The sequence below is a fragment of the Luteibacter sp. UNCMF366Tsu5.1 genome (assembly GCF_900119235.1).
Taxonomy (GTDB): Bacteria; Pseudomonadota; Gammaproteobacteria; order Xanthomonadales; family Rhodanobacteraceae; genus Luteibacter; species Luteibacter flocculans.
The window spans coordinates 230,244-254,785 of sequence record NZ_FPIS01000003.1; the positions used below are offsets into that span (position 1 = coordinate 230,244).

19 protein-coding genes are annotated in these 24,542 nt (G+C 62.7%); 14 read left to right on the forward strand and 5 right to left on the reverse strand.

Going from position 1 to position 24,542, the window contains the following annotated elements; genetic code table 11:
• The first annotated feature begins 46 nt into the window (after positions 1 to 46).
• The 9 genes from dnaA to BT115_RS14850 all read left to right on the forward strand — a co-directional run bounded on the left by dnaA (position 47) and on the right by BT115_RS14850 (position 10,510).
• Complete coding sequence (dnaA, locus tag BT115_RS14810) at positions 47 to 1,402, forward strand: chromosomal replication initiator protein DnaA (protein ID WP_072323395.1); 1,356 nt, start codon at positions 47 to 49, stop codon at positions 1,400 to 1,402.
• Between the two features lie 212 nt (positions 1,403 to 1,614).
• Positions 1,615 to 2,715 carry a DNA polymerase III subunit beta gene (dnaN, locus tag BT115_RS14815; RefSeq protein WP_072323396.1) on the forward strand — a complete coding sequence of 367 codons (1,101 nt, stop codon included), beginning with the start codon at positions 1,615 to 1,617 and terminating at the stop codon, positions 2,713 to 2,715.
• 94 nt (positions 2,716 to 2,809) lie between these two features.
• On the forward strand, positions 2,810 to 3,895 hold the full coding sequence (gene recF / locus BT115_RS14820) for a DNA replication/repair protein RecF (protein ID WP_072323397.1): 1,086 nt from the start codon (positions 2,810 to 2,812) through the stop codon (positions 3,893 to 3,895).
• Positions 3,896 to 3,965: 70 nt separating this feature from the next.
• A complete protein-coding gene (gene gyrB, locus BT115_RS14825; protein ID WP_072323398.1) occupies positions 3,966 to 6,407 on the forward strand; it encodes a DNA topoisomerase (ATP-hydrolyzing) subunit B in 2,442 nt (813 codons plus the stop codon).
• A gap of 284 nt (positions 6,408 to 6,691) precedes the next feature.
• A complete protein-coding gene (locus BT115_RS14830) occupies positions 6,692 to 7,993 on the forward strand; it encodes a tetratricopeptide repeat protein (RefSeq protein WP_072323399.1) in 1,302 nt (433 codons plus the stop codon).
• Between the two features lie 197 nt (positions 7,994 to 8,190).
• Positions 8,191 to 8,853 (forward strand): energy transducer TonB, encoded by a 663-nt coding sequence (locus BT115_RS14835; protein WP_072323400.1) that lies wholly within the window; start codon positions 8,191 to 8,193, stop codon positions 8,851 to 8,853.
• Between the two features lie 51 nt (positions 8,854 to 8,904).
• Positions 8,905 to 9,672, forward strand: coding sequence for a MotA/TolQ/ExbB proton channel family protein (locus BT115_RS14840; RefSeq protein ID WP_072323401.1), 768 nt, complete (start codon positions 8,905 to 8,907; stop codon positions 9,670 to 9,672).
• Between the two features lie 11 nt (positions 9,673 to 9,683).
• A complete protein-coding gene (locus tag BT115_RS14845; protein ID WP_072323402.1) occupies positions 9,684 to 10,097 on the forward strand; it encodes an ExbD/TolR family protein in 414 nt (137 codons plus the stop codon).
• Between the two features lie 5 nt (positions 10,098 to 10,102).
• Positions 10,103 to 10,510: an ExbD/TolR family protein gene (locus BT115_RS14850; RefSeq protein ID WP_072323403.1), complete on the forward strand. Its 408-nt coding sequence runs from the start codon at positions 10,103 to 10,105 to the stop codon at positions 10,508 to 10,510.
• Positions 10,511 to 10,561: 51 nt separating this feature from the next.
• On the opposite strand, the gene BT115_RS14855 is transcribed toward BT115_RS14850, so the two are convergent.
• Positions 10,562 to 11,305 carry a pyridoxine 5'-phosphate synthase gene (locus tag BT115_RS14855; RefSeq protein WP_072323404.1) on the reverse strand — a complete coding sequence of 248 codons (744 nt, stop codon included), beginning with the start codon at positions 11,303 to 11,305 and terminating at the stop codon, positions 10,562 to 10,564.
• A 138-nt stretch (positions 11,306 to 11,443) separates the two neighbouring features.
• Complete coding sequence (locus BT115_RS14860; RefSeq protein WP_072323405.1) at positions 11,444 to 12,076, reverse strand: 4'-phosphopantetheinyl transferase family protein; 633 nt, start codon at positions 12,074 to 12,076, stop codon at positions 11,444 to 11,446.
• A 165-nt stretch (positions 12,077 to 12,241) separates the two neighbouring features.
• Here BT115_RS14860 and BT115_RS14865 point away from each other — a divergent pair, with 165 nt between their 5' ends.
• A complete protein-coding gene (locus BT115_RS14865) occupies positions 12,242 to 15,727 on the forward strand; it encodes a hybrid sensor histidine kinase/response regulator (RefSeq protein ID WP_072323406.1) in 3,486 nt (1,161 codons plus the stop codon).
• A gap of 36 nt (positions 15,728 to 15,763) precedes the next feature.
• Here the strand turns inward: BT115_RS14865 and BT115_RS14870 are convergent, their stop codons facing one another.
• Both BT115_RS14870 and acs read right to left on the reverse strand, forming a co-directional pair.
• Complete coding sequence (locus tag BT115_RS14870) at positions 15,764 to 16,429, reverse strand: response regulator transcription factor (RefSeq protein WP_072323407.1); 666 nt, start codon at positions 16,427 to 16,429, stop codon at positions 15,764 to 15,766.
• 105 nt (positions 16,430 to 16,534) lie between these two features.
• The gene (acs, locus tag BT115_RS14875) at positions 16,535 to 18,475 is read right to left on the reverse strand and encodes an acetate--CoA ligase (protein WP_072323408.1); all 1,941 of its coding nucleotides are present in this window, start codon (positions 18,473 to 18,475) and stop codon (positions 16,535 to 16,537) included.
• Between the two features lie 188 nt (positions 18,476 to 18,663).
• Here acs and BT115_RS14880 point away from each other — a divergent pair, with 188 nt between their 5' ends.
• The 3 genes from BT115_RS14880 (at position 18,664) to BT115_RS14890 (ending at position 22,384) form a co-directional block, all read left to right on the forward strand.
• A complete protein-coding gene (locus BT115_RS14880) occupies positions 18,664 to 20,139 on the forward strand; it encodes a hypothetical protein (protein WP_343124055.1) in 1,476 nt (491 codons plus the stop codon).
• 12 nt (positions 20,140 to 20,151) lie between these two features.
• The gene (locus BT115_RS14885; protein WP_072323409.1) at positions 20,152 to 21,816 is read left to right on the forward strand and encodes an MFS transporter; all 1,665 of its coding nucleotides are present in this window, start codon (positions 20,152 to 20,154) and stop codon (positions 21,814 to 21,816) included.
• Positions 21,817 to 22,009: 193 nt separating this feature from the next.
• On the forward strand, positions 22,010 to 22,384 hold the full coding sequence (locus BT115_RS14890) for a VOC family protein (protein ID WP_072323410.1): 375 nt from the start codon (positions 22,010 to 22,012) through the stop codon (positions 22,382 to 22,384).
• 49 nt (positions 22,385 to 22,433) lie between these two features.
• Here the strand turns inward: BT115_RS14890 and BT115_RS14895 are convergent, their stop codons facing one another.
• Positions 22,434 to 23,207, reverse strand: a complete 774-nt coding sequence (locus tag BT115_RS14895) for an alpha/beta fold hydrolase (protein ID WP_072323411.1) — start codon at positions 23,205 to 23,207, stop codon at positions 22,434 to 22,436.
• Positions 23,208 to 23,444: 237 nt separating this feature from the next.
• Between BT115_RS14895 and BT115_RS14900 the strand changes: the two genes are divergently transcribed.
• On the forward strand, positions 23,445 to 24,527 hold the full coding sequence (locus BT115_RS14900) for a PA0069 family radical SAM protein (RefSeq protein WP_072323412.1): 1,083 nt from the start codon (positions 23,445 to 23,447) through the stop codon (positions 24,525 to 24,527).
• Positions 24,528 to 24,542: the final 15 nt, after the last annotated feature.

Genomic DNA, 24,542 nt, shown 5'->3' on the forward strand with positions numbered 1-24,542 from the left:
ACGTCCACCCCGCGCGCATGCGCCCCTTCTGTGGCAAGAATACCCGATGAGTGAACTGTGGAGACGCTGCCTCGAGCGTCTTGAAGGCGAATTGACGTCAGAGGACGTCCATACCTGGCTTATGCCGTTGCAGGCCAGGGAGGACGGCCACGGCCTGTTCCTCTACGCGCCGAACCCGTATTCGCTGGATACGGTACGCGAGCAGTACCTGGACAAGATCCGCACGATCGTCGAGCACATCAGCGGCCGGGCCATGCCCGTGCGGCTGGAAGTCGGTTCCTCCGGCGGCCGTCCGGCGCCGGGCCGGCCTGCGTCGGCTCCGTCCAGCGCGCCAGCCCATGCGGCGCCGCGCGCACCGGAGCCCGCGCACGAGCCGCCGCACGTGCACAACCTCGATCCGCACTACACGTTCGAGACCTTCGTGGAAGGCAAATCGAACCAACTGGGCAAGGCGGCGGCCATGCAGGTCGCCATGAATCCCGGTCGGGCCTACAACCCGCTGCTGCTGTACGGCGGCACCGGCTTGGGCAAGACCCACTTGATGCATGCGGCCGGCAACCTTCTGATGCAGAACAACCCCGGCGCGAAGGTGCTCTACCTGCGCTCGGAGCAGTTCGTCAGCGGCATGGTGAAAGCCCTGCAGCAGAAGAACATGGACGACTTCAAGCGACGCTTCCGCTCGGTGGATGCGCTGCTGATCGACGACATCCAGTTCTTCGCCGGTAAGGACACGACCCAAGAAGAGTTCTTCCACACGTTCAATGCGCTGTTCGAGGCGAAGCAGCAGATCATCCTGACCTGCGACCGCTATCCGAAGGAACTGGACAAGCTCGAGCCGCGGCTGAAGTCGCGCCTGGGCTGGGGTCTCTCCGTGGCGATCGAGCCGCCGGACTTCGAGACACGCGCAGCGATCCTGCTGTCCAAAGCGGCCGAAAAGGACATGGAGGTGTCGGAGGATGTGGCGATGTTGCTTGCCAAGCGCATCCGCTCGAACGTCCGCGATCTCGAAGGAGCGCTCAATACGCTCGCAGCGCGCGCCAACTTCTACCGCAAGCCGATCACGACGGACTTCGCCGAGGAAACGCTGCGCGACCTGCTGAACACGCATGCGCAAGCGGTGACCGTGCCGAACATCCAGAAGACCGTGGCCGACTACTACCAGGTGCGCCTGTCCGACCTGCTCTCCAAGCGCCGCGTACGCTCGCTGGCGCGCCCCCGGCAGGTCGCCATGGCCCTGTCCAAGGAACTGACCGAGCACAGCCTTCCTGAGATCGGTGAGGCGTTCGGCGGCCGTGACCACACGACGGTGCTCCACGCCTGCCGCACCATCCGCGGTTTCTGCGAGAAAGACGTACGCATGCGCCAGGACTGGGAGCAGCTCATCCGCATATTGACGGGCTGAGAACCTGTGGATAATAGGTGGATGGATGGAGGACGGTTTCGACGCCTGAAGTTATCCACAAGGCACCCACACGAATCCGCATGTTCAAGCCAGTCGATATCTAGTTATAACTCGTTGAACAAATAAAAGTTTTCGGGCTTTTCAAGATATCCACCGGCCCAACAACTACCACTATAAAATCTTAAAAACTTAAAAGCAGGAGTAGGGGACGCATGCAATTCAGCATCCAGAGGGAAGTACTGCTCAAACCCCTGCAGCAGGTGGTGGGCGTCGTGGAACGCCGCCAGACGCTGCCCGTGCTGGCCAACCTCCTGGTTCGCGCCTCCGGTAGCGAGGTTTCGTTTACCGGTACCGATCTCGAAGTAGAGATGATCGCCACGACCGCCGCCGAGGGCGTGCAGGAAGGCGAGATCACGATTCCGGCGCGCAAACTGTTCGACATCGTTCGCGCGCTTCCCGATGGCGCACGCATCGACATCAAGTTGAACGGAGAGCGCATTGCGCTGAATGCCGGTCGCAGCCGTTTCACGCTTGCCACGCTCCCATCCAGTGAATTTCCGACCATCGACGAAATCGAGCTGGTCGAACGCGTCACGCTTCCCGAGGAAGTACTGCGCGACCTGATGGACCGCACGGCATTCGCCATGGCGAACCAGGACGTGCGCTACTACCTCAACGGCATGTTGCTGGATCTGCAGGAGCACACGCTCCGTTGCGTCGCTACTGACGGCCATCGCCTCGCGCTCAAGGAAACGAAGCTGGAAAGCTCGGTTTCCGCACGGCGGCAGATCATCATCCCGCGCAAGGGCGTCAACGAACTGATTGGCCTGTTCGAATCGGGCGAGGGCTCGGTCGAACTGGAATTCGGCCGTAATCACCTGCGCGTACGCCGCGGCGGTGTCGTATTCACGTCCAAGCTGATCGATGGCCGGTTCCCGGATTACGAGGCGGTCATTCCGCTCGGGGCGGACAAGTCGGCGACGATCGAGCGCGACGTGCTGCGCAGCGCGCTGCAGCGCGCCGCCATCCTGTCCAACGAGAAGTACCGCGGCGTAAAGCTCGAACTGACCCCGGGGCGGATCAAGATCGTGGCGCACAACCCGGAGCAGGAAGAAGCTCAAGAAGAAGTGGAAGCCGAGACGGTTGTCGATGATCTGGCGGTCGGCTTCAACGTGGGCTATCTGCTCGATGCGCTAGGTGCGCTTCGTGGCGACAAGGTGCGGATCAACCTGCGCGATGCGCAGTCGAGCTGCCTCTTGCAGGAAGAGGGCAACGACGAGGCGCGGCACGTGGTGATGCCGCTTCGTCTCTGACCGTTTTTACGCCAAGTCGCGTGGCGGTCGGCCAAGGCGCCGGGGATGTCTTCGACACCCCGGCGCTTTTCGTTTTGGAAGGGGATGGCGTGGGATGAAGTTCGAATCGTTGCGGATCGCCGGACTGCGCTGTCTGGACGGCGTCGCTGTTACCCCATCGCCGGGCATCAACGTTTTCGTCGGTTCCAATGGCGCTGGGAAAACCAGCGTGCTGGAAGCGGCATATCTGCTCTCCCACGGGCGATCGTTCCGAGCCGGATCGCGCGATGTCCTCTTGAAGCGCGGCGCTACGTCGCTTTCGGTGTTTGCCGAGGTCCGAACGGCAGATGGCCGCATGCGCCGGATCGGGCTGGGCCGCGATGGTTCGCGGTGGCAGGCCCGGATCGATGGCGATCAAGCCGCATCCTTGGGTGCTTTGGTACAGGAGTGCGCCGTCGTCTGCTTTGAGCCCGGATCGCATGATCTGATCGCCGGCGCGTCTGACGAGCGGCGGCGTTTCATCGATTGGGGTCTGTTCCACGTGGAACATGAGTTCATGGGGCGATGGCGTCGCTACCAGCGGGCTCTCAAGCAGCGGAACTCGCTGCTGCGTGCCGGCGGGGCAGCGGTGGATGATGCGTCTCTAGCGCCCTGGGAGGCCGAGCTAGCCAGCGCGGGTGAAGACATAACCGCGTACCGCCGGAACTACCTGGATCGACTACTTCCTCACGTGCGCAGTTTCATGAACAACGTGCTGCCGGAGCTAGGCGTGTTTTCCCTCCGCTACCGTCCAGGCTGGGACGAGACGGAGGATTTGGCGGCCACCTTGGTATCCCGGCGGCTGCGGGATATGGCACGTGGTCATACTACGGTAGGCCCACATCGTGCCGACTTTTCCATCGCCTTCGAGCATGCTCCGTTACGTGAGCATCTCTCCCGAGGCCAGGAGAAACTATGTGCTCTCGCGTGCCTGCTGGGGCAGGCCTCCCTGCACGCTGAGATCCGCGGCGAGTGGCCTGTCGTCTGCCTCGACGACCTTGCATCCGAGCTGGATCGCACCCATCAAGAGTGGGTCGTAGCCCAACTTCTGGGGCGCGACGTCCAGGTCTTCGTTACCGGCACCGAAATCCCCTCCGCCCTCGTGGAACGTCCTGTGACGGTGTTCCACGTGGAACAGGGTGCCGTCACGGCTTTGCTATAATCGACCGACTGTCCCGACGCCTTTACGCGCCGCCTCGGGACCGCATTCTGGCGCCATCACCGGGCATCGCATGAACGAACCTCTCGATCCGACGAACTCGAATACCTACGACTCGGGCAGCATCAAGGTCCTCAAGGGCCTGGAAGCCGTCCGCAAGCGTCCGGGCATGTACATCGGCGACACTGACGATGGTACGGGCCTGCACCACATGGTCTTCGAGGTTGTCGATAACGCCATCGACGAAGCCCTTGCCGGTTACTGCGACTACGTGACGGTCACCATCCATCAGGACGGTTCGGCCAGCGTGGCCGACAACGGCCGCGGCATTCCGGTAGATATCCACCCGGAGGAGGGCCGCTCCACGGCCGAAGTCGTGATGACGGTGCTCCATGCCGGCGGTAAGTTCGACGCCAATTCATACAAGGTGTCCGGCGGCCTGCACGGCGTGGGTGTGTCCGTGGTCAACGCCCTGAGCGAGAAGCTCTGGCTGACCATCTGGCGCGAAGGCAAGGAACACCGCCAGGAATACGCCCATGGCGAGCCTGTGGCGCCCATTGCCGTGACGGGAGACACCAACCGCCGCGGCACCATGGTGCGGTTCCTGCCCAGCCCGGCCACGTTCACCAACAACATCGATTTCCATTACGACATCCTGGCGAAGCGCCTGCGTGAGCTGGCCTTCCTGAATTCGGGCGTCACCATCGAACTGGTCGACGAGCGAAATGAGCGAAAGGACATCTTCGCTTACGAGGGCGGCATCAAGTCCTTCGTGCAGCACCTGGCCGAGTTGAAGACGGCGCTGCACCCCACGGTCATCAGCTTCAGCTCGCAGTCCGAGGGCATCACTGTCGAACTGGCCATGCAGTGGACGGATGCGTACCAGGAAACGATGTTCTGCTTCACCAACAACATTCCCCAGCGTGACGGCGGCACCCATCTCACGGGTTTCCGCGCGGCGCTGACGCGTACGCTGCAGAACTACATCGAGAAGGAAGGCCTGGCCAAGAACGCCAAGGTCGGGCTGTCGGGCGACGACATGCGCGAAGGCATGATCGCGGTCCTCTCGGTAAAGGTGCCGGATCCGAAGTTCTCGTCGCAGACCAAGGACAAGCTCGTTTCCAGCGAGGTGAAAACAGCGGTGGAGCAGGTCGTCAACGACAAGCTCGCCGAATTCCTGTTGGAGCATCCGGCGGAAAGCAAGGCCATCGCTTCCAAGGCCGTGGACGCCGCCCGTGCCCGCGAGGCCGCCCGTAAGGCCCGCGAAATGACCCGCCGCAAGGGCGCGCTCGATATCGCCGGGCTGCCGGGCAAGCTGGCGGACTGCCAGGAGAAGGATCCCGCGCTTTCCGAACTGTTCCTGGTCGAGGGTGACTCCGCAGGCGGCTCCGCCAAGCAGGGCCGCAATCGCCGTACCCAGGCAGTGCTGCCGTTGAAGGGCAAGATCCTCAACGTGGAGAAGGCCCGCTTCGACAAGATGATTTCCTCTGCCGAGGTTGGCACGCTGATTACCGCGCTGGGCACGGGCATCGGCAAGGAGGAATACAACCCGGACAAGCTGCGCTACCACCGCATCATCATCATGACCGACGCGGACGTGGACGGCTCGCACATCCGTACGCTGCTGCTGACCTTCTTCTACCGCCAGATGCCCGAGCTGATCGAGCGCGGGCACGTCTACATTGGCCTGCCGCCGCTGTACAAGGTGAAGCAGGGCAAGCAGGAGATGTACATCAAGGACGACAACGTCCTGAACGAGTACCTGATCGCCAGCGCCGTGGATAACGCGTCCTTGGTGCCGGAAGAGAGCGCACCCGCCATCGACGGCGTGGCACTGGAGAAGCTGCTGCGCGATTACCAGGTTGCCCTGGACCAGATCGAGCGCCTCAGCCACCGCTTCGACACGGCGGTGCTCACTGCGCTGATCGAACACACGCCGCTCGGCGAGGATCTCTGGACCGACGAAGCACGTATGCAGGCCTGGCTGGACGGCATCGCTACGCGCCTCACCGCCAGCGGCCTGGGCAAGCCGAGCTATACGCTGCGCTTCCGCCCGGCACTGAACGAGCAGGGCGCTGCGATCGAAGTGGAGCGCAAGCAGCACGGCCTCAGCCACACCTGGATCATGCCGCAGGCGTTCTTCGGCGGTCTGGAATTCCGCGCTATCCAGTCCATTTCGCAGCAGCTGGCGGAACTGGGCCTGCAGCCTGGGGCGGTGGTTCGTCGCGGTAACGCCTCGCGTGGCGTGCTCAACTTTGCCGATGTGCGCAACTGGTTGCTCGACGAAGCCAAGAAGGGTCGTACGATCCAGCGCTTCAAGGGCTTGGGCGAAATGAACCCCGAGCAGCTCTGGGAAACCACGGTGAACCCGGAGACCCGGCGCATGCTGCAGGTGGGTATCGAGGACGCCGTGGCGGCCGACCAGATGTTCTCGATGCTGATGGGCGAAGCGGTGGAACCGCGTCGTGAATTCATCGAATCCAACGCACTGAAGGTGGCCAATCTGGACGTGTGATCCATCGCCCCGACGGTTGAACCACGAAATAGACGCCCGGCTGGCGACGGCCGGGCGTTTTCGTGTTCCACGTCACAGCCCGAAGTGACGTGGATGAAAATGGCGTTTTCAAGGCAACCTTTGGCCTACAAATCGGTAAGCGCCAACATTCTTCTAACAAGTCATTGTTTTGACTCTGCTTTTTTCTTGCACTGCGACTTGTTCTTAGGAATCGAATCGGGTTAACCTCTGTAGTCCCCCGGAGAGCCGCCTTGTGCGCCGACTCCTTCAACAGAGGTCTGTCAATGAAACAGGGTTCCTTCATCAAGTTGGCGCTCGCTACCGCGATCGCACTTTCCCTGGCCAGCGGTGCCGCCGTCGCGCGCGACACGGCTCCCAAGGACAAGAAAGAAGCGCTGTATCCGAATGCCACTCGCACGGAACCCAAGCTCGATCTCAAGAGCGAGAAGGACCAGAAGGCGCTCAACGAAGGTCTCGATGCCGCGAACAACGGCGAGAAGGACAAGGCTCTGCAGCTTCTGCAGCCGCTGGCCGACGGTTCGGCCACCAGCAGCAAGTACGCTCAGGCGCTCGCCCTCCAGGGCATCGCGAACATGAAGTACAACGATGGCGACGTGAAGGGCGCCATCACCACGCTGAAGCAGGCGCTCGATATCGGTGTAATGCCGAACGACACCTACTTCCAGCTCAAGTACATGTACACGCAGTTCCTCGTCGCGGACGAGCAGTACGACGCCGCGCTGAAGTCGCTCCAGGAATGGCGCGCCGAGGGCAAGAAGGAAACCGCCGACTCCTACGGCCTCGAAGGCAACATCGACTATCGCCTGGGCAAGTTCCCGGAAGCGATCGCTGCCATCACCAAGGCGAAGTCGCTGCCGGACGCGAAGCCGCAGGGCTCGTGGGATCAGATCCTCGCCGCCAGCTACGCCGAGACCGGCCAGGGCGACAAGGCCGCCGAGCTCGCCGCCGCCGAACTGCAGAAGAATCCCAACGATCCGACCGCGCTCAACAACGCCGCGTCCGCCCTGATCCAGGCGCAGAAGTATCCGGACGCGATCGCGCTGATGGAGAAGGGCCGCGCGGCGGGTGCCTTCAAGGACGAGAAGCAGTACATCAACCTCGCCAAGGTCTACCTGATCGACGGCCAGGACCACACGGACCGCCAGGAAGCCAACGCGGCGAAGGCTGCGGCCGTGCTCGACGACGGTCTCGCGAAGGGCGTGGTCAAGCCCAGCGCGGAGGTCTACAAGCTCCAGGGCGACGCTGCCATCACCGCCGGCAAGGAAGACGCGGCGCTGGCTGCCTATCAGAAGGCTGCGCCGCTCGCGAAAGACGGCGAGGTCATGCTGAGCGTGGCGCGTCTCCAGCTCCAGAAGAATCAGTACGCCGCGGCCGAGAAGTCCGCGACGGATGCCATCAGCAAGGGTGTGCAGCATAAAGGCCAGGCCTATATGGTGCGTGCGGAAGCCAAGCGTGGTCAGAAGAACAAGCAGGGTGCTATCGCGGACATGAAGCTCGCGGCGCAGGACCCTGAAACGTCTGCCAAGGCCAACGCCTGGTTGAAAACCGCAGGTACCGGTAAGTAAGGCTTTGTAAAGGGCCGGAAGGGGGGCTTGTGGATGGTCATAAACCTTCCCTTCAGGAGCTATACAAACGCCATATGCTGGTGTAACTTGCATACCTTTCCGCTTGCAGAAACCTGCGTTTTCGGCAATGTCAACCCGCCGAGCGCCGGAAAGCAGTGCGGGCTCACTTCCGCTTGATTAGCTCTTGATAGTGACTGATGGCCTCAAGTAACGAATCAACCGGCCAAGCGCCGTTCAGTTGGGGGCGCACAAGTGCGTTGGCAGTAGCCATCGCGCTGCACTCGTTCGCTTTCCTGCTGCTGGTCGCGCCCATGGCGCCGCCCAAGACGCAGGAAAAGCAGAAAGAGAAGGTGGTACAGGTCGATTTCATCGAACCGCCGCCGCCGCCCCCGCCTCCTCCGCCGCCGCCGCCGGAACCCCCCAAGCAGCCGCCGCCGAAGATCATTCAGCAGGTGAAGCCGCCGCCGACACCGCCGCCGCCGGCCCCGCCGCCGCCGGCTGTCGAGGAGGCAAGCACGAATGCCGTTCCGGCACCGCCGCCGGCGCCTCCCGCGCCGCCTGCACCGCCGGCCGACATCGCGCCGAGCGAGAATCTGTCGTACCGTCAGCGCAACCCGCCAAAGTATCCGCCGCAGGCGGTTCGCCAGCGGCATGAAGGTACGGTGGTACTTCTGGTCCTCGTGGGTGTCGACGGTGCGCCGAAAGACATTCAGGTCGATCAGTCCAGCGGTTTCCGCGAACTGGACAAGGCAGCGCAGGATGCGGCAAGGAACTGGCGATTCAACCCGGGCAAGCGAGGCGGTCAGGCCGTCGAAGGCTATGCACGTGTCCCCGTTACGTTCAACCTAAACCAGCTGTAATTCCTCACTTACAGCTATTAAGTTCACGCTTGACTTCCCAAGGGTAGCGTTATGTTGCAAGACACCTCCGCTCAGCCTGCTAATCCAGGTCAAAACTCCAACGCCGACGCCCTCAAGCAGATGGGCTTCGACCACCTGATCCACAACTTCGACTTCCTCGGTTGGATCGTGTTCGTGGTGCTGGTCGCGATGTCCGTGCTCTCGTGGTACTTCATCGTCGCCAACTTCATCCGTAACAGCATGGTGCGTTCGCGCGCCGACAAGGTCATCCAGGGCTTCTGGAACACCTCGTCGACGCAGGAAGCCATTCGTATGCTCGAAGAGCAGCCGAAGGGCGAACCGTTCTCGAAGATCGCGCTCGACGCCGCTTCGGCCGTCGCTCACCACCAGCAGGCTGCTGGCGGTCGCCTCGCCGAGACGCTGTCGCGTTCGGAATTCATCGATCGCGCCCTGCGCCAGGCCGTCGCTCGTGAGAGCCTGCGTCTGGAAGGCGGCCTGACCCTGCTCGCCACGGTCGGTTCGTCGGCTCCGTTCATCGGTCTTCTCGGTACGGTGTGGGGTATCTACCACGCGCTGATCGGTATCGCCGCTTCGGGTTCCGCGTCGATGGACAAGGTGGCCGGCCCCGTCGGTGAGGCGCTGATCATGACCGCGTTCGGTCTGTTCACCGCTATCCCGGCCGTGCTCGCGTACAACTTCTTCATGCGCTCGAACCGCCTGACCTACGCCCAGTTCGACGAATTCGCGCATGACCTGCACGACTTCTTCGCCACCGGCGCTCGCGTCGAAGGTACGGCGCCGGTCGTCGTCAAGAAGTAAGGAGCTGACCCATGGCTATGTCCAGCGGTGGCAACAGCGGCGGTCCGATGTCGGAAATCAACGTCACGCCGCTCGTCGACGTGATGCTGGTTCTGCTGATCATCTTCATGATCACGGCGCCCCTGATGTCCCACAAGGTCCAGATCGATCTGCCGAAGGCGAATCCGAACGTTAAGGATGACACCCCGGTCGAGCCGATGGATCTCGCGGTCAAGCCGGACGGTACGTACTTCCTCAATGACGGTGAAGTCAGCGAGGCTGAACTGAAGGCTCAGTTTGCGGTTGCGGCGGCCAAGTCGCCGCAGCCGGAACTCCAGATCCGTGCGGACCGCACCACCGAATATAAGGTGGTCAAGAAGATCCTTGGCGATGCCAAGGACGCCGGCATGGTCCACGTCGGCTTCATGTCGACTGGCAAGGAGTAACGAACATGGCATTCAGTTCAGGCAACTCCGGTGGCCCGATGTCGGACATCAACGTCACGCCGCTCGTCGACGTGATGCTGGTGCTCCTGATCATCTTCATGATCACGGCTCCGATGCTGTCGCATAAGATCAAGATCGATCTGCCGCAGCCGAATCCGAACATCGTCAACCCAGAGAATCCGCCGGATCCCGTCCGGCTGCAGATTCGCCAGGATGGCTCGCTGTACTGGAACGACACGCCTGTCGATGAACTGGGTCTTCGTGCCCAGATCGCGGTGATTGCCCAGCAGTCGAACCAGCCGGAACTGCAGATCGACGCGGATGACGCGGTTCAGTACGAGGTCGTGGCACGCGTGCTTTCCGACGCTAAGGGCCAGGGCCTGACCAAGATCGGTTTCGTCAACGCGCAGTAATCGATCGATCGTCCGGTAATACCGAAAACCCCGCCTCACGGCGGGGTTTTTTTATTTCAGGATGTCCAGGTAAGCGCGGACGGTATTCGCCAAGCCTTGATACAACGCCTCGCCGATCAACGCGTGCCCAATCGATACTTCGGCCAGGCCAGGAATCGCGGCCTTGAACGTGCCAAGGTTCGCCTGGCTCAGATCATGCCCGGCATTCACCGCCAACCCTGCCTGCTGTGCGCGTCGCGCCGTGTCGGCAAACGATTCCAGTTCGGCTCGCGCGTCGCCCTCGTGGAACGCTTCCGCGTACGGGCCGGTGTAAAGCTCGATGCGCTGCACGCCAATGGCTTTCGCTTCTTCGAAACCCGCACCGCCCGCGTCGACAAAGACACTGACTCGGCAGCCGATCTCACGAAACGCCGCCACGATCGGCTTCAACGTCTCGATGTCCTTGGTCAGGTCGAAGCCGTGGTCAGAAGTGATCTGACCGTCGCCGTCGGGAACCAACGTCACCTGCGTCGGCTTCACTTCGCGGCAGAGCGCCAACAAACCGGGATACGCACCGCGTGGACCCGCGAACGGATTGCCTTCGATGTTGTATTCCACACGACCGCGCAACAATCCGGCCAACGTGCGTACGTCGTCGGGCGTGACATGTCGCATATCGGGACGAGGGTGAACGGTGAGCCCGCCGCAGCCCGCTTCAATGCAGGTATTGGCAGCGGTAGCGATGCTTGGCTCGGTGCCGCCGCGCGAATTGCGCAAAACGGCGATCTTGTTCAGGTTAACGCTGAGTAGGGTCATCGACGGTCCATAAAAAAACGCACGCCACCATTGCGACGTGCGTAATGACTGTCATCTCAGCATAACTCGCCACGTCCCTGTGGCGCACTCCACGGCTCACACACACATCAGGTAAGACACACCTCGATGCGGAAAGGTTCAAACCGAAGATGTGAAGACGCGAACGCGGCGCTCGCCACCGCGCCACGCCAGCGCCGCGACCCGTTCGTCGCCCAGGGCGACCGGTCTTACCTGCCATTCGGACGCCGGGCCAACGTCGCCTTCGAACTGCCACGGCACGGCACCCCCGGGAGCGAGCCTGAACGACACGCGGTGCAAGCCGTACGACAGCCCACCACCGTGCGCCTTGAGTACCGCTTCCTTGGCCGTCCATAGGGCCAGAAATCCGCCCAAGTGGTCGGCCTCGGGGAGCGTGTTCAGCTCGGCAGCCTCGTCCGGTGCAAAGAACCGCCGTGCCAGCTCCAGCGCCCTCGGCCGGGGCCGAACCACCTCCACGTCAACGCCGATAGCGAATCCTGACGGCCCCTTGCCGACAGCAAGAAGCGCGACGTCTCCGCTGTGCGACCAGTTGAAGCCGAGGGTGTCCAGTGGTGGCGGGAACGTAGGTTTTCCGTGCTCCCCACGGACGATGGCCGGTGACTCGGTCGCACCGGTATAAGCGCCCAACAAGCGCGCGAAGACGTCCTCGCCAGCACCGCCCGACCAGGCGGTTTGCCAGAGATGAATTTCGTCGTCGGCGAGGGGTGATACGTGGATGGCATCAAGGTCCATGCCGCGATGCTACCGTCTTGACCCGCACCATGGAGCCTGCATTCTCAGTGATGTGAGAACCTCTACGCTCAGCGCGGCGCCGGCAGGCGTCATCCGCTTGGGCCAACGGGTGTCGAGCGACCGCGCACGCCCTAGAATGGGGACGTTCGCAAGGGGAGCCCAATCGTGATGGCAGGCTGGCTGCTGCTTCTGGTGTCGTTGCTCTACGTAGGCTTGCTCTTTGGCATCGCCTACGTGGGCGATCGCCGGCCGCTTTATCCTCGTCAGCCCAAGCTGCGCCCGCTCGTGTACAGCCTTGCGCTGGCCGTGTACTGCTCGTCATGGACCTTCTATGGGGCGGTGGGCACAGCGGCCGTGTCCGGCCTCGCGTATCTGCCGATCTACCTCGGCCCCCTGCTGCTGTTCGTGCTCGGGTTCGGTCTGTTCGAGCGACTCGTGCTCGTGGCGCGCGAACGCAACATCACGTCCATCGCCGACTTCATCGCGGCGCGCTTCGGCAAATCGCACGGCCTCGCTGCGCTCGTTGCTGTTATTGCCGTCGTCGCTGTCATTCCGTACATCGCGCTGCAGTTCAAGGCCGTGGCTATGTCGTTCGCTGTACTCGGCGCCGACAACTCCGCCTGGTGGTTCGGTGATACGGCCTTGTGGTGCGCTGCCCTTCTTGCCGTGTTCGCCATCCTGTTCGGCACCCGTAATATCGACGCGACCGAACATCATCACGGCATGATGCTCGCTGTCGCCGTCGAGTCACTGGTGAAGCTACTCGCCTTCGTTGGCATCGGCGTCTATGCCTATATGCATGGCCCCGGCATCGCCGAGACGCTGCGTACGCCGCTGACGCAGGTCGAGAAAGGCAGCATGCCACCCGGCTTCGTTGCGCAGACGCTGCTCGCGTTCTGCGCCATGTTCTGCCTGCCGCGACAGTTCCAGATCGGCGTCGTGGAATGCGAAGACCCGCGCGATCTGCGCCGCGCGCGCTGGTTCTTTCCCGCGTACATGGTGCTCATATCCTTGGCCGTGCTGCCGATCGTCAGTGCGGGACTGCGTTTGCCCCAGGTCACGCAAGGACACGTTGACGCGTGGGTGCTGAATCTACCGCTCGCCCTTGGCGACAGCGGCGTTGCGTTGGTTGGCTTCGTCGGAGGATTCTCGGCGGCGACCGGTATGGTGATCGTCGCCGCCGTGGCGCTTGCCACGATGATAAGCAACGACTTGGTGATGCCGGCACTGCTGCGTGTGAAACGATTCGACCTGGAACGACGTGGCGATCTCTCGCACGTCGTCCTGCTCGTGCGTCGTGTGGCGATCGTGGTGCTCGCAGCGCTTGCGTATATCTATTACCGGATCATCGCCAACGCCGAAAACCTCGCAGCCACGGGTCTGCTCTCCTTCGCTGCCGTCGCGCAATTCGCCCCGGCCATCGTCTCCGCGCTGTACTGGCGAGGCGCCAGTCGCATCGGTGTGCAAGTGGGCTTGCTGGCAGGTTTTGTCGTCTGGGGATACACGCTGCTGTTGCCGGCGATGACCCGCGCGGGATGGCTGCAGAGCCAATGGGTCGAAGACGGTCCGTTCGGCATCGGCTGGTTGAAGCCGACTGAACTGTTTCACGTCACGGGGTGGGAGTCGGTCACGCACGGCACGTTCTGGTCGTTGCTGTTCAACGTCGGCTGCCTGGTCTTCATCTCCCTTCGCTTTAGACCCAGCGTCGCAGAGCGACTGCACGCGGCATTGTTCGTCGATCCGTTCGTGCGCAGTGCGACGGGTGCGGGCGACTGGCGCGGACGCGTGACGGTTCGCGATCTCGGTACCATTGCCGGACGCATCGTCGGTGACCGTGTGACCGCGCGCGCGTTCAACGAGTATGGCCAACGGCATGGCGTGACACTGGCACCGAGCGATGCCGCCGATCGCCCTCTCATCCAGTTCACCGAGCGGTTGCTTGCGAGCGCCGTCGGCGCCGCGAGCGCACGGCGCATTCTCATGGGCGCGCTGTCGGGAACCGGTCTGGACATCGCCGAGGCGATGGCGCTGATGGACGAAGCGTCGCAGGAGCTGCGCTTCAATCGTGAGCTGTTGTCCACGACACTGGAAAACGTATCGCAAGGCATCAGCGTGGTGGATGGTGAGATGCGACTGGTCGCGTGGAATCGCCGTTACCTCGAGTTGTTCGATTACCCCGACGGTATGGTCTATGTCGGCCTGCCCGTTGCCGACCTGATTCGCTGGAACGCGGAGCATGGCGAATGCGGGCCCGGTGAAGTCGATGAACACGTTGCGAAGCGCATTCGCTACATGCGCGCCGGCTCACCACACGTCTTCCAGCGCGTGCGTCCCGACGGCACGGTGATCGAAATGCGCGGACGCGCTCTGCCTGGCGGCGGCTTCGTTACTACATTCACGGATGTCACGGCCTACAAGCACGTGGAACAGGCGCTCATCGATGCCAACGAAACGCTGGAACAGCGTGTCGAAGATCGTACGGCCGAACTGTCCGAAGCATTGAACGCGACGGCGATTGCACGACGCGAAGCCGAAGCGGCAAATGCGTCAAAGACACGTTTCCTCGCGGCGGCCAGCCACGATCTGCTTCAACCGCTGAACGCAGCGAGACTCTTCACGTCCGCGCTGCGGCAGCATCCCGGTCTCGATGGCGAGGTGGCGCAACTGGCCGAGCGGATCGACGCGTCGTTCCGTGCCGCGGAAGACTTGCTTGACGCCTTGCTCGACGTATCCCGTCTTGACGCAGGCAGCTATCGGCCGGAGATCGCGCCGTTTGCATTGGCCGACCTGTTCGATTCGTTGAAGCAGCAATTCGCCGTGATCGCGGAGCAGCGCGGACTGACCTTGCACGTCGTACCGAGTTCGCTATCCGTGCGCTCGGATGCGCAGCTTCTTCGCCGCATCGTCGCCAACTTTCTTTCCAATGCCTTGCGCTACACCCGTGCCGGAGGCGTCGTACTTGGCGTGCGCCGCAAGGGCGATCAAGTACGCATCGAAGTATGGGATACCGGCCCCGGTATTGCCGACGAGCAACAGGCGCGCATCTTCGGCGAATTCCAACGTCTCGAACGTCCTTCGCCGTGGGGTGAGAAAGGCCTTGGGCTCGGACTATCCATCTGTGATCGACTGGCCGGCATTCTCTGCCACCCGCTGTCGTTGCGTTCGCGTATCGGCCGCGGCAGTTGTTTCAGCATCACGGTTCCACGAGCAGCCGCGGTGTCGCGCAAACGTCCGCCCGCCGTCGTGCGCCCCGGCGGCGGCGAACAGCTACCGCTGACGGTGCTGTGCCTCGACAACGACGAGACCATCCTCGATGGCATGCGCGCGCTCCTGGGTCGCTGGGGCGTGGACTGCCGAGTGGCTATCGATATCGACGCGGCTTGCGCTGTGCTGGCAGAAACGCATGTCGACCTGATCCTCGCGGACTATCACCTCGGTGAGGGCATGGACGGCCTCGAGGCCTTGCACCTCCTGGGCACGAAGATCGCGCCGATGCCTCCGGCGGCGATGGTCACGGCGGACGGCAGCACGGAGTTGAAGCAACGCGCGCGCGCACTGGGCTATCCGGTGTTGCACAAACCGGTACGGCCTGCTGCCTTGCGTGCTTTGCTCGTCGCGCTGGCGAAGCGGACCGGGACGAACGCCGCCTGACGTGTCACGACCGGCGACGCGAGCCGCCGGAAGGCCTCATCCCTCTTCGGGAACGCTCGGCAGGGCTTCCTGCTCCACATCGAGATGGCTCGCAGCGAGCGCCACCTGCGTTCGATTGGAAACGCCGAGCTTGCGCATGATCGCCGTCATATGCGCTTTCACCGTGGCCTCCGAGACACCGAGATCATAGGCAATCTGCTTGTTGAGCAGACCTTCCGCAATCATGGTCAACACGCGGAACTGCTGCGGCGTCAACGTCGCAACACGTGCTGCGACGTCGGCCTCGTCGGCTTTCAATTCGACGCTGCCGCCCACCAGTTGGTGTGGGAGCCACACGTCGCCATCGAGTACCGCGCGTACTGCTTCCACGATCTGTTCCACGGCCGCCGACTTGGGTATGTACGCCGATGCGCCATGTGCAAGCGCACGACGGGCTACCTGCGCCTCCTCGTGGCCGGAGACGACGATGGTCGGAAGGCCTGGATACTGGCCGCGGATATGCGCAAGCGCGGAATAGCCACGCGCACCAGGCATGTGCAGGTCCATCAACAGCAGGTCGGCGTCCGGCAACGATTCGATCAAGGCGAACAGCGCAGGCACGCTGTCCGCCGTGTGCACGGTGGCATCCGGCACGGCCGCCAACACCGCGCGCTGCAAGGCATCGCGGAACAGCGGATGGTCATCGGCGATCAAAACGTACATGGGGTAGACCGAGAGAGAGTGTTAACGGTGAACAGTGGACGGTGAAGCGTGAGTAGCGAGCAGTCTGGGGAAACCTACGGTTTACGCTTCACGGTTCACTCTTCACTACTTTATCAACCGCTCTTCAACGAGGTTCTTCACGACGCCGGGATCCGCCAGCGTGGACACGTCGCCGAGCTGATCGGGCTGGTTTTCCGCGATCTTGCGCAGGATGCGGCGCATGATCTTGCCCGAACGCGTCTTCGGCAGGCCGGGTGCCCACTGCAGATGATCGGGTGCCGCGATGGGACCGATCTCCTTGCGCACGCCCGCGATCAATTCCTTGCCTAGCGCATCGCTGCCGGATTCGCCGGCCACGAGGGTGACGAAGGCATAGATGCCCTGGCCCTTGATGTCGTGGGGACAGCCCACCACGGCCGCCTCGGCCACCTTCGGATGCGCGACCAGGGCGCTCTCCACTTCCGCGGTACCGATGCGGTGACCGGAGACGTTGATGACGTCGTCCACGCGACCGGTGATCCAGTAATAACCGTCTTCGTCGCGTCGCGCGCCGTCGCCGGTGAAGTAGTTGCCGGGGTAGGTCTTGAAATACGTGTCGACGAAGCGCTGGTGATCGCCATACACCGTGCGCATCTGGCCCGGCCACGAGTCGGTAATGATGAGGTTGCCGCTGCACGTGCCTTCCTGCTGCGCGCCGTTGGCGTCCACGATCGCCGGCTGGATGCCGAAGAACGGCAGCGTCGCCGATCCGGGCTTGAGATCCGTTGCACCAGGCAGCGGCGTGATCATGAAGCCACCCGTTTCGGTCTGCCACCAGGTGTCCACCACAGGGCAGCGCTCGTCGCCGACCACGCGCCAATACCAGTTCCATGCTTCCGGATTGATCGGCTCGCCGACGGTACCGAGCACGCGCAGGCTCTTGCGCGAGGTCTTCTTCACCGGACCCTCGCCTTCGCGCATGAGCGCACGGATGGCCGTGGGCGCCGTATAGAACAGCGTGACCTTGTGCTTGTCCACTACCTGCCAGAACCGGCTGAAGTCCGGGTAATTGGGCACGCCGTCGAACATGACCACCGTGGCCCCGTTTGCCAGCGGACCGTAGACGACGTAGCTATGACCGGTGATCCAGCCCACGTCGGCCGTGCACCAGTAGATGTCGTCTTCGCGCAGGTCGAAGGTCAGCTCGTGCGTGAGGCTGGTATAGACTAGGTAACCGCCGCTCGTGTGCAGCACGCCCTTGGGCTGGCCGGTCGAACCCGAGGTGTACAGCGTGAACAACGGGTCTTCCGCGCCCATCGGTTCGGGCTCGCAGGTGGTCGACTGCCCTTCCATCAACGTGTGATACCAGCGATCGCGCGGCGACTGGAACTGGATGGCGCCACCCGTGCGGCGAACCACGATCACCGTCTCCACACTGTTGGTGCGGGGACGGGTCAGCGACTCGTCCACGTTGGCCTTCAACGGAATCTTCTTACCGCCGCGGCAGCCTTCGTCGGCGGTGACGATCAGCTTCGCGCCCGAATCGGCGATGCGGCTGGCGAGCGAATCCGGCGAGAAACCGCCGAAGACCACGGAATGCACGGCGCCGATGCGCGCACACGCAAGCATCGCTACGGCGGCTTCCGGAATCATGGGCAGGTAGATCACCACGCGGTCGCCCTTGACCACACCGAGGTTCTTCAGCGTGTTGGCGAACTTGCACACTTCCGTGTGCAGTTCGCGATAGGTAAGGCTCCGCGTTTCGTTCGGGTCGTCGCCCTCGAAGATGATGGCGGTCTTGTCGCCGCGCGTTTCGAGATGCCGATCCAGGCAATTGGCCGAGACGTTGAGCTGCCCATCTTCGTACCAACGGATGTAGAGGTCGCTCGGGTCGAACGACACGTTCTTGATCTTCGTCGGCGGCACGATCCAGTCGATCCGTTCGGCCATCTCCTTCCAGAAGCCGTCGGGATCCTGGATGGAGCGCGCGTACATGCGCTGGTAGTCGTCCTTGCGGACGCGCGCCCTGGCGGCAAAGGCGGGATCGACCGGGTGTAGATCGGACATGCTGGCTCCTGCGATACGTGGGCTTCGGCGCTGCCGAAAGAGTGCGTGGGGCTTTGCGAGGAAGTTTATCTCTGCGGCGCAGCATAAAGCTGCGACCTCGCTACGACTTTGGTCGAGGTTCGACCTTTGGCGAATGGCACGGCTACGGGCCGTGTCACATGCTCGGCCTGCCAATGGTTGGGGAGACCATGATGAAGACGATCCGTTCCGGTGGCCGCAAGGCCATCGCCCTGAGTGTCGCCTGTGCGCTGATGTTGCCGATGGCCGTAGTGCCTGACTTGGCTCACGCCCAGTCGAAGTCGAAGAAGACGTCCAGCCGCGAGGCGGAACTGGAGTCCCGCGTCAATCAGCTTGAGCAACAGCTTGCCGAGCTGAAAGCGATGATCCAGGAGCAAAAGGCCGAGACCAGCCAGGCGACCGCCACGGCGCAGGCCGCCCAGACGCAGGCGCAGCAGACCGACGACAAGGTCGCCAAGGTGGAGAAGGTCGTGGCCTCCGCGCCCGCCAAGCCCACCTTCAGCTCGGCACCGGGCGTCTCGGTGGCGCTGCACGGTTTCATCAACGCCAACGCGTTCTCGCAAAGCAAGGGTTACACCTTCGGTAACGGTGCCAACGCCGAGTATCCGATCCCGGGCCAGGGCGGCCGGGTGAACGATTCGCTGAGCGGCGTGGATATTCGCAATACGCGTTTCTGGCTCGATTTCACCGGCGCGAAGTTCACCGAGAGCTGGGCCGGCAGCGGTCGCATCGAGATGGACTTCTTCGGCGGCTTCAATGGCACGGGCCCGTACAGCCAGCAGCAGCCCACGCCGCGCCTGCGTCAGGCCTATATGGACCTGACCAACGCCTCCACGGGCACCACGTTCCGCATCGGCCAGATGTGGGATCTCATGTTCCCGCTCGAATACATTCCTCAGTCGCTCTCGCACATCGCGTTCCCGCTGGGCTACGGCACCGGCGTGATCGGCTGGCGCTACCCGGGTGTGATGTGGATGCAGGAGCTCAACCACGGCTCCGAAGGCACCAAGTGGCGCTTCGACCTGGCCGCATTCGAGGGTAGCTGGAACGGCCCGGGTCAGACGACCAACTACCTCACCGCAGGCAATGCGGGCTTCAAGCCGCAGGTGGAAGCCAGGCTGACGGCAAAGGGCGGCAACTGGCAGGCTTTCGCTGCCGCGCACTACAGCAAGATGGACCTCCATGGCGTCGACGGCACGGTGATCACGCCGATCAAGAGCAACATCAAGAGCACGGCCGTGGAAGTGGGCGGCATGTGGACGCCCGGCAACTTCATCCTCAAGAGCGCCGTGTATACCGGCACGGCGATCGGGCAGCTCTTCGGCGACCTCTCGCAGTTCGGCGACATCAAGGACAAGGGCGGCTACCTGCAGGTGGGCTACAAGTTCACGCCGAACTGGAGCGTGTACGGCACCTACGCGGCAAGCAACCCGGATGACCGCGACGTGCTCCGCTGGCGCGCCGCCAATACCGCGGGTCTATTGAAGAACCGGCAGAACGCGCTGAGCCTGCAGTACACCGCGGGTGCCTACGACTTCAGCGTGGAATGGATCCACAGCAACCTCGACTCGAGCACCACCAACGGTCTCGGGCGCCAGAAAACCTCTGCCAACGAGTTCACGCTCAACGGCAACTACCGTTTCTGATCGGAGACCGACATGGCGACAACTGCAGGCGGCCTCCGTGCCGATGGCACCATCGGAACCAGCCACAAGCGCGTGATCTTCGCATCCAGCCTGGGCACCGTTTTCGAGTGGTACGACTTCTACCTTTATGGCTCGCTCGCCGCGATCATCGGCAAGCAGTTTTTCACCGGACTCAACGAGACCAGTCAGTTCATCTTCGCACTGCTCGCGTTTGCTGCCGGCTTCGCGGTGCGTCCGTTCGGCGCGATCGTGTTCGGTCGCATCGGTGACTTGATCGGCCGCAAGTACACGTTCCTGGTCACCATCGTCATCATGGGTACGTCCACGTTCCTCGTGGGTGTGCTGCCGGGGTATTCGACACTTGGTGTGGCAGCACCGGCCCTGCTGATTCTGCTTCGCCTGCTGCAAGGCCTTGCGCTCGGTGGCGAGTACGGTGGCGCGGCAACCTACGTGGCCGAGCATGCGCCGCAGGGCAAGCGTGGTTTGTACACCAGCTTCATCCAGATCACGGCGACGTTCGGACTGTTCCTCTCGCTGCTGGTGATTCTCGGCACGCGCCTCGGCCTCGGCACCGAAACCTTCGAGGCATGGGGCTGGCGCATTCCGTTCCTGATCTCGGCCGTGCTGGTCGGTGTGTCGGTCTATATCCGCATGCAGCTGCAGGAGTCGCCGGTGTTCCGCCAGATGAAGGCGGAAGGCAAGCACTCGAAGGCGCCGCTCACCGAAGCCTTCGGCCAATGGAAGAACCTGAAGCTGGTGATCCTCGCGTTGCTCGGCGCTACGGCGGGCCAAGCGGTGGTCTGGTACACCGGGCAGTTCTACGCGCTCTACTTCCTTACCCAGAGCCTCAAGATCGATGGCACCACGGCAAACCTGCTGATCGCTGCCGCATTGCTCATCGGCACGCCGTTCTTCGTCTTCTTCGGCTGGCTCTCGGATCGTATCGGTCGCAAGACGGTTGTCCTTGCCGGTTGCCTGATCGCCGCGCTGACGATGTTCCCGATCTTCAAGGGCCTCACGCATTTCGGCAATCCTGCCGTCGAAGCCGCGGCCGCTTCGGCACCGGTGGTCGTCACGGCGGACCCGAAGGCTTGTACGTTCCAGTTCGATCCGGTAGGCAAGAAGACCTTCACCAGTTCGTGCGACGTGGCGAAGAGCGTGTTGGCGAAGAAAGGCATTCCATACAGCAATGCCGCGGCACCCGCAGGCACCGTCGCCACGGTGAAGATCGGCGACGAGGTCATCGAGTCTTTCGAGGGCACTACACTCGACAAGGCCACGTTTACCGAGCAGAACAAGGCGTTCGTGGCAAAGGTCGGTGCGCAGGTGAAGGCAGCGGGCTATCCCGAGAAAGCCGACCCGTCACAATCGAACTACCCGATGCTTATCGTGCTGCTGGCGATCCTCGTGCTCTACGTAACGATGGTCTATGGCCCGATCGCAGCCTGGCTGGTGGAAATGTTCCCCACCCGCATCCGCTACACGTCGATGAGCCTGCCGTACCACATCGGCAACGGCTGGTTCGGTGGCTTCGTTCCGACCATTGGCTTCATGCTCGTGGCCTGGAAGGGCGACATCTACTACGGACTCTGGTATCCGGTGGCTGTGGCACTGATGACCTTCGTCATCGGCCTGTTCTTCGTGAAGGAGACGAAGGATCTGCCGCTGGAGCATTGATCCGAAGGAACATTGAAACCTCGGAAGCCGGCGACTCGAACGAGCGCCGGCTTTCGTGTTGTCAGTCGATGCGCATCACGCGATAGGCGCGCCATGCTCCCCGTCCTTGCACGACGTTGGCGTGGCGACTACGCTCCGTGCGCGAAGTGCGTCGCGTCGCGGCTGCACGGTCGCCTTACGGGGGCATGCACGCGTGACGCTAGAAACGGTGGAAATAAAGGCGTTTGTTCCGTCCCGGGACTTCGAGCTTTCGAAGGCCTTCTACGTCGATCTGGGCTTCGAAGTCGCATTCTCCGACGACAGCCTGGCGTACCTCAAGGCAGGCGAGTGCGCCTTTTTGCTCCAGCGCTTCTACGTCAAGGAGCACGCTGAAAACTTCATGATGCACATGCTCGTGGCAGACGTCGACGCCTGGTGGCGTCGTGTCGAAGAGGTTGGCCTTCCTGCGAAATACGCAGTCAAGGCGTCAGCCCCGGAAGACCGTCCCTGGGCCATTCGCGATTTCGTAATCACCGATCCCACCGGTGTGCTCTGGCGCATCGGCACGAACATCGAACGCAAAGGTTAGCCGCCGCGTCTCCCTACCGCGCGGGTAGGGAGACGGGCTGGACGGTACGTCAGTCGCCCTTCGCGGCGACCTCGATCAGGCTCGCCACTTCCTTTGGGTGCGAGATCATCACGAGGTGCGAAGCGCCCTTGATCACGACGGTCTTCTTTGACTTGGCGCGATCAGCCATGAACTTCAATGACTCAGGCGGAATGCCCTGGTCGGCGGTGCCGTAGATGTGCCACGAGGGAATGTGCTTCCAGGCCGCGGCCGTTTCGGCTTCGTCGAACGCAGCGGCGGCGATCGGGCGCTGCTCTGCCGCCATCACCGTGGCCCGCTTGAGCGGCACGTCAGGGAACAGAGCGGGGTACTTGTCCTGCTGTACGTAAAGATCCTTGTCGCCGTTCGATAACGTCACGGGCGGTGCGAGCGCGGGACCGAGCGTGCTGCCGGGAAACTTGCCTACCAACTGACCCGCCGTCTCACCCACATCAGGCGAGAGCGCAGAGACGTAGACGAGTGCCTTCACGTTGTCCCTGCCTTCGGCCGCTTCGGTGATCACCGAGCCGCCGTAAGAGTGACCGACAAGCACGACCGGCGCCTTGATGCTGGCCAAAAGGTCCGCGATATAGGCGGCATCGGTTTTCACGCTGCGCAAGGGATTGGCTGGGGCGACGACGGTGAAGCCGTCCTTGTGCAGTTGCTCGATCACGCCATTCCAGCTGGAGGCATCCGCAAAGGCGCCATGCACAAGAACGACCGTGGGTTTGTCCGCAGCGAAGGCCGCGGCTGTGCTTAGTGCAGCGGTGGCGAACAGGGCGGCGCGAAGTAGCGAACGACGCATGAGCAAGTCTCCCGATGGGCAGGTAAGGGCAGGGGTCTAACGAATGGGTCGGGCGCGAGGCAGCGGGGCCCCTGGGGCATCGCGCTCCTCGGGCGTCGCCAAGGTGGATCCGATTGGAGCACTCGATCACCTACGCTTCTTGTCGTTTGCTGCTTATTGGCTCAGCGCGGGGACAAGTCCGACAAGGACCGACGTAGGATCGCGGCGGCTGAGACTGCGACATCGTACATTTGTACGATGTCGCATCCCATCTCCCCCATCCGCCCGCACAAGGGCCGCGGCGCCCTTTCCAACCCGGAAGGGCGCTTCGAAACCACGCGCGCTACGGCCGAGGACGATGGCTGGTACCGGGAGGACGAGGTCATACGACCGCGTACGGAGATCCGGGAGGAGCTGGCCCGCTCGGTCATCAGCAAAAACGATTCCCCCGACGTCGGCTTCGACCGGGCGCTGAACCCCTTCCGCGGATGCGAGCACGGCTGCATCTACTGTTACGCACGTCCATCGCATGCATACCTCAACCTCTCCCCCGGCCTCGACTTCGAGACGAAGCTGTTCGCAAAGAGTAACCTCGAAGAAATTCTCCGCAGCGAGATCTCCAAGCGTAGCTACGTGTGCAAGCCGATCAACATCGGCAGCAACACCGATCCGTATCAACCGATCGAAAAGGAATGGCGTCTCACCCGCGCTGCGCTGGGGTTGCTCAACGCATGCAATCACCCCTGCACGATCGTCACCAAGAACGCGCTGATCGAGCGCGATCTCGATATCCTCGCACCGATGGCAGAGCGCAACCTGGTGCAGGTGTTCGTGTCCATCAACTCGCTGGACAACAAGCTCGCCGCGAAGCTCGAACCACGCGCGTCAGCACCGCATCGCCGCATGCAGGCCGTGCGCAATCTGCACGACGCAGGGGTACCCGTCGGCGTGCTCGTCGCGCCCATCATCCCAGCGCTCAACGAGAAAGACCTCGAAGGAATCATCGAACAGGCCGGTGTCAACGGCGCGAACGCGATTGGCTACACCTGCATACGCCTCCCGCATGAACTAAAGCAACTCTTCCGCGAATGGCTTGACCAACATTATCCCGACCGTGCCGCCCACATCATGAGCCTCATCCAGCAAATGAATGGCGGCAAAGACTACGACAGCAACTTCGCCACGCGCATGCGCGGGCAGGGTGTCTTCGCGGACATCATCCGCAAGCGGGTGCATGTGGCCGCTCGCAAAGCGGGGCTGCATCGCGCCTGGGATACGGTGTTGGATACGTCGCAGTTCGTGCCGCCACGGGTGCATTCGCCGCAGGGGCAGTTGTTTTGAATACCTTGACGCCGC